General features: G+C 53.8%; 9 protein-coding genes. 2 read left to right on the forward strand and 7 right to left on the reverse strand.

Features of this window, described 5'->3' with window-relative positions; translation table 11 throughout:
• Both IEW09_RS15675 and IEW09_RS15680 read right to left on the reverse strand, forming a co-directional pair.
• Complete coding sequence (locus IEW09_RS15675; RefSeq protein ID WP_188555111.1) at nt 1-1,791, reverse strand: ABC transporter permease; 1,791 nt, start codon at nt 1,789-1,791, stop codon at nt 1-3.
• Complete coding sequence (locus tag IEW09_RS15680) at nt 1,788-3,137, reverse strand: ABC transporter ATP-binding protein (RefSeq protein WP_188555112.1); 1,350 nt, start codon at nt 3,135-3,137, stop codon at nt 1,788-1,790. Before IEW09_RS15680 ends, IEW09_RS15675 begins: the two co-directional genes overlap by 4 nt.
• Before the next feature lie 163 nt (nt 3,138-3,300).
• Between IEW09_RS15680 and IEW09_RS15685 the strand changes: the two genes are divergently transcribed.
• Complete coding sequence (locus IEW09_RS15685; RefSeq protein WP_188555113.1) at nt 3,301-3,684, forward strand: response regulator; 384 nt, start codon at nt 3,301-3,303, stop codon at nt 3,682-3,684.
• Nucleotides 3,685-3,750: 66 nt separating this feature from the next.
• Here the strand turns inward: IEW09_RS15685 and IEW09_RS15690 are convergent, their stop codons facing one another.
• The 5 genes from IEW09_RS15690 to IEW09_RS15710 form a co-directional block, all read right to left on the reverse strand.
• Complete coding sequence (locus tag IEW09_RS15690) at nt 3,751-4,338, reverse strand: LbetaH domain-containing protein (protein ID WP_188555114.1); 588 nt, start codon at nt 4,336-4,338, stop codon at nt 3,751-3,753.
• Between the two features lie 13 nt (nt 4,339-4,351).
• Nucleotides 4,352-5,491, reverse strand: a complete 1,140-nt coding sequence (locus IEW09_RS15695) for a glycosyltransferase (protein WP_229739361.1) — start codon at nt 5,489-5,491, stop codon at nt 4,352-4,354.
• Between the two features lie 84 nt (nt 5,492-5,575).
• Nucleotides 5,576-6,799: a glycosyltransferase family 4 protein gene (locus IEW09_RS15700; protein ID WP_188555116.1), complete on the reverse strand. Its 1,224-nt coding sequence runs from the start codon at nt 6,797-6,799 to the stop codon at nt 5,576-5,578.
• A gap of 85 nt (nt 6,800-6,884) precedes the next feature.
• The gene (locus IEW09_RS15705; RefSeq protein ID WP_188555117.1) at nt 6,885-7,919 is read right to left on the reverse strand and encodes a polysaccharide biosynthesis/export family protein; all 1,035 of its coding nucleotides are present in this window, start codon (nt 7,917-7,919) and stop codon (nt 6,885-6,887) included.
• Nucleotides 7,919-10,180, reverse strand: coding sequence for a GumC family protein (locus IEW09_RS15710; protein WP_188555118.1), 2,262 nt, complete (start codon nt 10,178-10,180; stop codon nt 7,919-7,921). Before IEW09_RS15710 ends, IEW09_RS15705 begins: the two co-directional genes overlap by 1 nt.
• Before the next feature lie 195 nt (nt 10,181-10,375).
• Between IEW09_RS15710 and IEW09_RS15715 the strand changes: the two genes are divergently transcribed.
• Nucleotides 10,376-11,785: a UDP-glucose dehydrogenase family protein gene (locus IEW09_RS15715; protein ID WP_188555119.1), complete on the forward strand. Its 1,410-nt coding sequence runs from the start codon at nt 10,376-10,378 to the stop codon at nt 11,783-11,785.
• Nucleotides 11,786-11,818 lie beyond the last annotated feature (33 nt).

An 11,818-nucleotide genomic window follows, 5' to 3' on the forward strand; every position in this document is an offset into this window, starting at 1 on the left:
TTAGCCTTCGAGTTTGTAGCGCGTCTCGGCGAGCCGGTAGAGAGGCCGCCAGACCAGACGATTGATGGTGACGACCATCAGCGCCATGACGATGGTGGCTAGTAGCAGAATGTGAAATTGGCCGCTGTCGGTTGCGGCGCTAATGACTGCGCCCAGGCCAACGGTTTGGTAGGTGTGATTGTTGAGGCTGAAGTACTCCGCGATGATGCTCGCGTTCCATGCACCGCCGGAGGCAGTTACCATGCCGGTGATCAGATAAGGGAAAATGCCGGGAAGGATGACGGTGCGCCAGCGCTGCAGCGTGGTGAAACGGAAGAGGGTCGAAACTTCGCGCAGATCGGAGGGGATGGCCATCGCTCCGGCGATTACGTTGAACAGCACGTACCACTGTGTTCCAAGCATCATCAACACGACGGAACCGATGCCGAGTCCGCCGCCGATTTTGATGAGAGCGAGCAGGATGACGGGAAAGAGAGCGGGCGCAGGGATGGAGGCCACCACCTGGACCAGGGGCTGCGCGATGCGTGCGAGCCTGGGATTGAAGCCAATGGCGACTCCCGCGGGAATCGTCCATGCGGCAGCCAGAAATAGCGATAGATTTACCCGGAGGAAGGTTGCCAGCGCACCTTTTAGAATCTCGCCGAACTGGCCCTGATGCACTTGTCGCAGAAGACCGACTGCCTGCCATGCCGCATAAAGTATGGCAGCTACTGCGAGCGTCAGAAGTAATATGCGCAGCCAAGATGCAACTTTGCCTCGTGCTGAGGTAACAGAGTTGTCATTGGCCACCATCCGAGCCAGGCGTTCCCTGCGGACATTCGCGAGATGGCGGTAGACTCCTTCCGTCAACGGCACGACGGTGTGCCGTTTCAAATTGCGAATCGCGCGAGAGTGCTGGAACAGGTGAAGCAAGGGAGAGCTGACACGCGCAGTGGTCTCTACCTGCTCGAACTTGAACTTGTCGCTCCACGCGATCACCGGTCTCCAGATAAGTTGGTCAGTGGCGACGATGATGGCGATCATGGTGAACAGGCCCCAGGCGATAGCGCGATCATTTCCTGCGCCCGCTGCGGTTTGCAGATACGAACCAAGACCCGGGAGACGGAAGTCGTGCTTGCCGAGTACAAACATCTCGCACGCCATGAGAAAGAACCAGCCTCCGGCGACGGAGACCATCGAGTTCCACACCAGTCCGATGGTGGAGTAAGGAAGCTCAAGCTGAATGAAGCGCTGCCAGCGGGAGAACTTGTAGATCTTCGAGGCTTCGCTCAATTCACGCGGGATGCTCTTGATTGATGAGTAAAAGCTGAAGGCCATGTTCCAAACCTGGCCGGTAAAGATGAGTACGATTGCGCCCATCTCGAGGCCAAGCTGCCGTGTAGGGAAGAGTGCGACCATGGCCAGCATAACGCCGGGTAGAAAGCTGAGCACTGGAATTGATTGCAAGATGTCCAGACCTGCGATCATGAAGGCTTCCAGGCGCTTACTATAGGCGGCGACATAGCCGTAGCCCACAGCAAAGACAAGACTGAGCAGGTAAGCGAGGCCGATGCGTACCACAGAATAAAAAGCGTATTGGGGCAGGGCGCGAGGGCTCAGCGAGATGACGATCTCTGGTTCGGGATGACCGAACCAGTACTTCGCAATCTGCATGACGCCGTAGAAGCAGGCAAGGCCGAGGCCCGCGACGCCCAGGTCGAGGACGAAGGGCCAACTGCGCTTGAGCACCTGCGAGCGAGCGAAGATCTCGCGGCTGCGGTTGCTGCTGAAGCTGTCGGGCAGGTTGATCATGCATCGATCTCCGCAGAACTTTCGTGCTCGGCCTCATTCAGCTTTTCGGGGAGGATGAATCTTCTGCGGGATACATCGAAGTCGAAGAGCTCTGCGTAACGACCCCAGTTGATGGCGGTCTCGAGTTGCATGATGGTCTCGTCTTCGCTGAACTGCTCGTCGAGCATGTCGTGGAAGAACTCTTCGGGAACGGAGCGATCGCTCTTGGCCTCGAGCGCACGCACAATCTGTTTGAGGAGAAGCACGTTTTCGAGCGCGGCGGTGCGGAAGAGTTCCTTCTGGCGAAGGATTTCGGAGTTCGCGTACTCGGCGCCAGTAGGTGTGATGGCTGCGTCACCTTCGGTTACGGTGAGGAAGCCTAATAATTGAGCAGCATCGACGATGGGCAACAGGTCGTCGATCTCGAAGGCCAGGTCGTCGGCGAGACGATAGATATCGTCTTTGCCTTCGTGGTCCAGCACAAGCTCGAGCAGACCGGCGATGCCGCCGGGACGGGCGTGCGGCAGCATCTGGTAGTGCATCTGGCGCTGGTTGCGAGACGGCTTGTCGTCGAGCGGACGCGGTAACGCAGGTGGCTTGGTTTCGGGTTGCGTAAGAACTTTGTAGATATAGTCGACCAATTGCGTAAATGCTGCGGTCTTACGGTCGCGCGGGTGCGAGAGGGAGACTCTGAAGTCGGTGCGTACGTGGCCGGGATTGCGGCCAAGAACGATGATGCGGTCGGCCAGCAAGACCGCTTCTTCGATATTGTGAGTGACGAGAAAGATGGCCTTGGTGGGGATGGTCTTCTTCTGCCAGAGCTCCAGGAGTTCGCTGCGGAGATTCTCGGCGGTCAGGACGTCGAGCGCGGAGAATGGTTCGTCCATGAAGAGGACCTCCGGTTCCACGACAAGGGCGCGAGCGAAGCCTACGCGCTGGCGCATGCCGCCAGAGAGTTCTTTGGGATAGGCTGCCTGGAACCCGTCGAGACCGACGGTGTCGAGAATTTTGAGGCTGCGTTTGCGCCTTTCGGCGGCATCCATGCCTCGTGCTTTGAGAGGAGCTTCGACGTTTTCGAGAACGGTGAGCCAAGGAAAGAGCGCGAAGCTTTGAAAGACGATGGAGACGTTGACATCAGCGGTGGCGATAGGCTTTTCGTGCCAGTAGACGACGCCTGCTGAGGGAGCAGAGAGTCCTGTCAACATGCGCAGCAGTGTCGATTTTCCCGAGCCGGAGGGGCCGAGAAGCGCGACGATTTCGCCTGCGGGAATGGACAGGTCGGTTGGAGAGATGACCTGGATACGGTTCTCGCTTGGCTGCGGGTAGTATTTCTCGACCTGTTCGGCGCGTATGATCACTGGCTGCATAATTTTTCTAATATTATTGAATTTGATCGCTAAATTGAGACGGTTCGTTCGTGTGTCAATGCTGCGGTCAGCGTATCATTAGCTTATATACAAAAAGTAAAAGCAAGCTTATGCAGTTGCATTTACAACTGAACGTTGAATCTTTGACTTGAGGACATACAGCATGGCAGATCCGACATCCACCACAACGCCTAAGCCCAGAGTACTTGTCGCCGATGACGAACAGGTGATTGCCAATACTCTTGCGATCATTCTGAATCAGGCGGGCTTCGAGGCGCGTGCTGTATTCAGTGGCGAGAAGGCGGTTGAATCGCTCGACAGCTTTCAGCCGGACATGCTCATTAGCGATGTCATTATGACCGGCATGACCGGCATTGAAGCCGCAATCATTACGCGGAATAAGCTGCCAAAGTGCAAGATTCTATTATTTTCCGGCCAGGCAGCGACCGCAGACCTGCTTGAAAAAGCACGTACTCAGGGCCACGAGTTTGAGATTTTGGCCAAGCCCGTTCATCCGACAGATCTTCTGGCGAAACTCCGCGGCTAAATCGTTCCTAAAACAATTCTTTGATTAGATTGGGGGCTCCTGAGATTTCTTCTAAAAGAGGGTGTCTCAGGGCCTTTTTCGCTCTTTAATTTTGACGGCAGGGGTTCCTCCGTAGACCGTCCATGGGGCGAGATCCTTTGTTGCAACGGAACCTAGACCCAGCACTGCTCCTTCTCCCACATTGACTCCCGGTGCAACTGAGGCGCGGGCGCAAATCCAGGCATAAGCGCCAAACTCCATGGCGTAAGCCAACAGGGGGAAGGCCGCGTCGTCATAGTCGTGCGTTGCGCCGCAGATGTAGGCATCTTGCGAAAGAATGGCGTGCGAGCCGAAGTTGATAGGTGCGGGATTGTAAATCTCAACGCCATCCGCGGCAGTTACCTGATCGGCACAGATCAGGTTCCACGGTGCCCATACCTTCGATTTCGGATAGAAGTGGCAGTTTGGTCCCATGGCCGCTCCGAAGGAACGGAGGAGAAACGAACGCCAAGCATGGAAGGGCCTAGGTGATGTTCGATAGAGAATGACCCAGCAGATATTCCAAATGACGCGGCGTATCCGATTGCCAGTGGAAAAGGCGGGACGAAGATAGGGGTCGGCCGCGGTCTCCGCCGAGATGTGATCGTTCGCGTTGTAGTGAATCTGCCTGGACATCGTCTTTGCGATCTTACGAACGTTGGATTGCCGCTTCAAATAAGCGGATGATGGTCTTTGCCGTTTGTTGCATATCGTAACGCTGATTGAAGCTGCGCAATGCCTGATCTGCCATTTGCTGCCGGTCCTGCGGTGATGTTGCAATCCAGCGTTGCAGCAGGCGCAGCGTTCCGTCGAGAGTATCCTGCTCCATGAATCCTGCGCCGTCCGCTGCGATCTCTTCAGCGATGTTTACCTTGTCGGATAGTAGTACGGGAGTACCGCACGCCATCGCTTCTGCAACGGCAATCCCGAAGTTCTCTTGGTGAGATGGCAGGATGAAAGCCTCGGCGCCGTAGAAGGCTCCCCACTTTGCATCGCCGGTGGCCATGCCCGGCCAGTGGATGCGATCTGCAATACCGGCGCTGGCGGCAGTTTGCTGTAATTCAGCGCTCCATTGTTGCTGGTCGGGGCCGGCCATCACCAAGTGAAGTTGGGGATCGGTGGCAGCTACCTTTGCAAAGGCTTCGACCAATAAATCGCAACCTTTTTTACGATGGATTCGACCCAGGAAAAGAAGATAGCGCTTGTCCTTTACCTGCGGGCACTGGTTGAAGAAGATCTGTTTCATTGCCTGCGGATCGCCCGCGGGTCCCTTGGCGCCGTAAGGTACCACATAAGGATTCCAACGATGCAGCCAGAAGCTCTGCTCGGCAAGGTGCTTCTCTGCCTCTGAGGTGAAGAGAACCCGATACGCTCCTCGTAGATTCCAATACTCAGACAGCAGCCAATAGGGCCATTTTTTTGCGTGCTTCAGCGGAAAGGCGTGCTTGAAGTAGGGGTCCAGCATGCCGTGAGTGAATACCATATATGGAGTATTCGTTCCGGCGAGTGCGCGCCTCGCGGCCAGCCCACAGTATTGCCACAGACCATTCACAATGATGCCGTCAAAACGATGCCGGTTGGCCTTGATCCAGGGAACGAGTCGGTTGTTGTAGCCGTAGGTAGAGCCGACAGGGCCAAGCGGATGAACAGGGAATATAAGGGTTTTCAGCCAGGGCGAACCGGGGTCATCGAATGTTACGACTTCGCCGACGTAGCCGATGGAGGCATAGCTCATCAGCACCCGAACCGACTGCGAGGGGCCGCCGGCGGCAGGATCCAGAGTTCCCATGATGTGAAGGATACGCATCAGTATTCACACTTATTGTGGAGCATAAGTAGCACTCCTTTATAAAAGGAGTGCGTTGCAGTGAGGTCAGGCGATTATCTTATGCGTCGTGCATGCAATCGCCTGACGCAGACTTTGGATATCCTGTTCGAAACTCCAGTTGCTGATTCGTTCGAGCCCTCGTTGTCCCATCTGAACCGCCGTCTCTGGCGTCGCCAGTGCTCTGCGAAGAGCAGCGGTGAGAGCATCAACGTCACCGGCTGGAAAGACACAGCCTTCAACGCCGTCTGTGATAAGGTCTGGCTGGCAGCCACAGTCGTCGGAGAGGATGACGGCGCGTCCAGCATTCATCACCTCGTTCACGATGAGTCCCCAAGGTTCATGACGGGAGGGAAGAACAAATACTGTTGCAATATCGAAGAAGCGAGGCAGCTCTGACTGGTTCCTAAACCCGCAAAAACGAATTCCGCTCAGTCCGCTCTCGGCTGCTTTCCTCTCGAGCGTGGCCCGTTCTTCTCCGTCTCCAACAATGACGAAATAAGGATGTGGTTCGACCCCTGGGGCTGGAGCGAGTCTCTTATAGGCTTCGAGAAGATCTTCGCAGCGCTTGCGCGTTTGCAGCTTTGAGGCAAAGAGAATGACAGGTCTGGTTGGATCCAGATTGAGTTCCTTTTGCAGTTGCTCACGATGTGGCCGCGCCTCGTGGCTGCGCTTTTGAAAATAATCGTTGTCGACAGCGTAAGGCACCAGGTATTGCGGGAAATCATCTCCAAAGTAATAGTGCCAATAAGCAGAGTTCAGTGTTCCGATCGGAAGAACTCCATCGATAAACTGCTTGAGGAGCTTGAAGAAAAGTTTTTTTGCTATCAGCTTGGAGCCGCTGCGCTCTCGGTCTCGAAGCCATGACTCAGCACGAAGCAGCACCGGTATTCCCAAAGATTTGGCAGCTAATATTCCGTGTAGTGCGTTGACGGTGGAATATCCATGAACCCAAACTACATCGAAGGGCTGTTGATCCTTGCCTCCGCGCAAACGTTCGAAGATGCCGTAGCTGAGTGGGCGAGCTATCCCTATCGTGGCATTATCGCGGAATGAGGGCAGGAATTCATGACGATATCCATCTAGAAGAGGGACATCCCACTTTACTCCCACTCCTCCAAAGCCCTGATCTTTATAGCCGCGAACAGAAAAGTCGGAGCCGAATAATACAGTCAATTCGATGTCAGGCTCTTGCGCAATTCGTCGCAATAATGGCGCCTGATATTGAATCGGATGGCTTACAAGATAAGCAAGTTTTACTTTTTGGGTCATATCGTCGCCTTGGCCGTTGGCCGCAGTTATAAGATTGCCTATTTTTGTGAAGCGCTTACACGAGTAGCGATATTCATCTAACCGACTACGGACGAGTTGCGTAGAGTAACAGCGTACCCAGACCTATCAAAACGCCAGCCCCACCACCCTTGATGGCTGCCTTCATCTGGCTGGTCGGCAAGAGGACGATATCATTTGCCTGTAATACCGGGTCGGGAGCTTTTCCATTTAGCACTTTTTTGATATCGACATCGACAACCTTGCGTGTAAGGCCTTCTGTCCGAATAATCCGCAGGTCATTCAGCTTGCCCTGAAATCCGACACCACCTCCCAAAGAAGCTGCCTGCATGAGAGTTAAAGGTGCATTCTGTTGTATTGGAATGGCACCCTCGATTTTGAACGCTCCGAGGAGATAGACAACGCCAACGCGAGGAACAACGATGGTATCGCCAGGAAAAACAGGTACATTTCCGTTGGCGCTTTTGGCGGGATCGGTTCCCAGGTCGATCACGATTGGCTGGGGATTTCCCGGTCTGTCGATCGTGATAATGTGACTTGCCGTTGGAGGCAATCCACCTGCTGCAGACAGAACATCCAATAGTCGTCTTTGACCTTGTACGGGCACGACGCCGTGAACTTCTCCGGTGAAAGTGACCGACTGGCCAGGTGCCTCGGCAATCTCAATTGTTACCTGTGGGTCGCGATACATGCCAGCGGCCTTTAAGCGGGTTGCAATCAGGCTTTCTGCTTGATGCACGGTCAAGCCTTCGACATGCAGGCGCCCTATCAGCGGTAGCTGGACTGTGCCATCCAGGCTTATCCGCACAGAAGGCGTGTAGTCCATTGTGCCGTAGAGGCGCACCGTTATGAGGTCGCCTTGCCGCAAGAAGACATCGCGACCGGCTGGATACAGAATCGCCGGATCGGTAGTTGGGGCAGCTGTTGGGCTAGCCGATTCGGACATACTCACGGCGGGACCACTAAATTGTGCGTTTGCCGTAGGGATATAAAGACACAGGGCGGCCATGGCAATGATAGTCAGAAGGCGAAGACTCAGAATGCCAGATCGCAGCGATACTCGATTGTGGCTTATTAGATTAAAAGGATTCTGCCTGCTCATTATTCAGCCTCCCGAGATCCGCGAGTTTTCCCCTCGGACGCACCTTGAGGTTCCCAGCTTCCAGAGTCGGCACTGGAGTAGGAGTAGCCTGAATACCCATAGTAGCCGTAGTAGTCAGGAGAATTTAAATCGACTGCATTGAGCACAATACCGGTGATCGGAGCACCGGAGCGTACCAGAAGGTCGCGGGCACGGCGCACGATGTGCTTGCTTGATTTGCCATGACGAACAACCAGCACTACTGCATCCGAGTGCCGTGCGAGGATGACGCCGTCCGTGACAGACAGGATCGGAGGCGTATCGATAAGCACATGGGTATAGATCTCGCCGCAGTGCTGCAGCAGGGAATCCATTGCCTGCGAGCTAAGCATCTCCGTTGGGAAGGGTGGCATGGGACCGGCAGGTAGAACGTCCAGATTTGGAACTTCGGAAACGTTCTGCGCTGCGTTTTCAAGTGTGCTCGCTCCGGTAAGAACGGTTGTCAATCCAACCTTTCCGCTCATCCCGAAACGATGATGAACGCTGGGGCGACGAAGGTCCGCATCGATCAGAAGAACTCGCGCATCTCCCTGGGCCAGGATGCACGCTAGATTTGTAGAAAGAGTGGTCTTGCCCTCAGAAGGAGTCGCACTCGTAAGCAAAATAAATTTGGGAGGATGTCCAGCAGTGGACAGAAGGAGCGATGTTCGCAGCGCACGGAAGGACTCGGAGAACTGCGACTTCGATTGCGACAGCACAATGAGATTCTTTTGAGCTGTCGTTAGCGAAGCTCCCTGCTCCACAGAAGTGCGACGTGCCCGTGGAATGACTGCAAGAGAGGGAAGCTCCGTAACATTTTCAACTTCAGTGATGGTGCGCAGACCGGTGTCCAGGCTATCCAGCAGGAAGGCGATGATAATTCCGCCAATCAGTCCGAAGATGACACCAACCATAACGATCTTCGATGAGGAGCGGAGTGTGGGACTGGCTGGAGGTAAAGCCTGATCGACAATGTCGATCTCCATCGATTCGAGACCGGCCTCAACACCAGCGGTGCGGAGCTTTTGCAGCAGCCCTTCGTAGAGGGTGCGGTTCGCTTCGTACTCGCGCTGCCGCAAGGTGTATTCGATCAGATCGTCGCGCAACTTATATGCGTCTGCCTTCTGTGATTCAAGGGCGGCATTGGTCTGATTTTCATTGGCGCGAGCTACAACGAAGTTTTCCTTCGCTTGTACCAGAAGGCGATTTTGCTCTTTGGCTACTTCGCTGCTTAGTTCCGTGATCTGCGCTTTAACAGATTTGGCTTGAGGATGATTTGGTCCCAGTGTTGCTTCTAGCTGGGCATAATTTGCTTTGGCTTCGGCAAGCTGCGTTCTGAGCTGATTAAGTTCTACAGCAGCTCCGCCTGGTAACGCATCGATGGAACTTTCCATCGTATCCGGGTCCATTCCACTAAGAACGCGGTATCGCGCTTCGGCAATAATCCGTGCAAGCTTTGCGTCGCCCGCAGCTTTGGAAAGATCCTCCAATGAAGTAGCAATTTGATTATGACTTGGATCAAACCCAAGGATGCCCAGGCGACGCTGGAGATCCATCATCTGTTCCTGAGACGTTTCGACCTGCTGCTTCAAGTCGTCCAATTGACTGGAGAGCCATTGCGAAACTCGTTGGGTAGATGCAAATCTTGTTTCGTAGCTTCGTTGAATATAGGCAGAGATGACCTTATTTACGATGTCTGCGGCAAGCTTGGCGTCCAGGCTGCTATAGCTGATGTTGATAATCTCTGTCTTCGGAACGAGTACGACACGGAGATTGGTTTGCAGTCTGTCGACAGTGGCCTGACGTACAGCCGGGTCATCGAGCGAGCGGTGCGTTACCGGACCTTTAGCGTCAAGAAAGGTTGAATTGTTTGCCAGATCCATCTCACGAGCTACGGTCAAGAGCAATGAATCGCTCTTAAGGATCTGGATCTCGGTCAGCATCTTTGAAGCAGTGTCGGTTCCCCCAGTGATTGCCTGTGCTGCATCCAGGCGAAACTCATTAGAGGAGCCAGACCTGACCTGGATCTGTCCAAAGGCGCTATACAGTTTTGGCTGGGTCTTTGCCTTGTAGACACCATAGATTAGGCCAACCAGCATGGCTACGATGACGATCCAGCGCCGCTTCTTAAGCGTAAGGAGCGCTTCGGACAATGTGTTGTCAGCGGCGGCTGTGCTGAACGCGGGGGATGCATTTCCCGTGATGTCTCCGCCGGGCGAAGGCTGCGTATTTTGGAAAGACATTCCCTGTAGTCTACTAGAGTGTGACTTCCGTAAGGAAGATGGATTACTTACTTTCTATAAATAGACAAACTAATTCTGACAAATAAATGAACTAATTCTTGACAAATGAGAAGGGGCCATCCCTAGTAGCTGCCAATTCATCCAAAACTCACTAAGACCAGATATTATTGAATATGAGGGATATTTCATCGAATTATGGATAAAAACATTCAAATTGCCGTTGTCGGATCGGGATATGTTGGCCTGGTTGCCGCCGTTTGCTTTGCAGAGATGGGACATACCGTTATTTGTGTCGATAACGACGATCGCAAGGTTGCAGCTTTGCAGGGGGGCGATACTCTTATTCACGAGAACCACCTTCCAGAGCTTCTCGAACGTTACCGTAATACGAAAATTCGTTTTATGTCGGATCTGGGGGAGGCCACTCGCGAGTGTGAGGCTATCTTTATTGCGGTAGGAACACCTCAGAGCGAGACCGGCGATGCGGATCTTTCCTATGTCGAGGCGGTTGCCTGTGAGATCGCTCGTTCTATTAATGGATACAAGGTGATCGTCGAGAAGAGCACCGTTCCCGTCTATACCAACGAGTGGGTGCGGCGTGCGATCGAGCGCAACGGAGTCGATCGTAACCTGTTTGATGTTGTTTCGAATCCTGAGTTTCTGCGCGAAGGTACTGCCGTTGCCGATTTTCTTCATCCGGATCGGATTGTTGTGGGGGCTGATAGCGACAAGGCAGCAGCATTGTTGCAGGAGATCTATGCTCCATTGACGAGCGGAGAATACTATAAGCTGCCAAATGCGATTGAAGGTCCGTGCGGCCCCACCGAGCCGCCGCCTTTGCTGCTTACTTCAACGAAGAGCGCCGAGATTATTAAGCATGCTTCAAATGCTTTTCTCGCATTGAAGATCTCGTTTATCAATGCCGTTTCGAATCTGTGCGAGGCTACGGATGCCAATGTCGAACAGGTTGCTCTGGGTATGGGACTGGATAGTCGTATTGGGCCGAAGTTCCTTCGCCCGGGTATTGGTTATGGAGGTTCCTGCTTCCCCAAAGATGTGGCAGCCTTCCGTTCTGTGGCAGAGCAGATGGGCATCGACTTCAATCTCTTGAGCGAAGTTGAAAAAATTAATGTGCAACAGAAGAAGCGTTTCCTGGCAAAGGTCCGTTCGGCTTTGTGGACGCTGCGTACTAAGCGGATTGGTGTACTTGGTCTGGCCTTCAAAGGGGAGACCGATGATATCCGTGAATCGCCGGCGATCGATCTGGTTGAGATGTTGCTTGGCGAGGGGTGCTCGGTCACGGCCTTTGATCCTGCCGCTATGAAACGCACTCAGGATGTGCTTCCTGCTACTTCGCATCTCAAGTACGTGAACAGCGCCTACGAGGCAGCGCAGGATAGCGATGCACTATTGATCCTGACAGACTGGCCGGAGTTCGCTTCTCTGGATCTCGACCGCTTGAACAAGATTATGCGCTATCCGATCATCATCGATGGTCGTAATCTCTATGATCCCCATGTCGTTGCTCAGCATGGATTCACCTACCTCAGCATTGGACGGCCAGCTTCGAATCCTATGAGGGAAGCTGTTCTTGCAGCCAAGTAACCAATTGGCTCTTTGACAAAACATAAGTCTTAG

It is taken from the genome of Edaphobacter dinghuensis (assembly GCF_014640335.1).
GTDB lineage: Bacteria > Acidobacteriota > Terriglobia > Terriglobales > Acidobacteriaceae > Edaphobacter > Edaphobacter dinghuensis.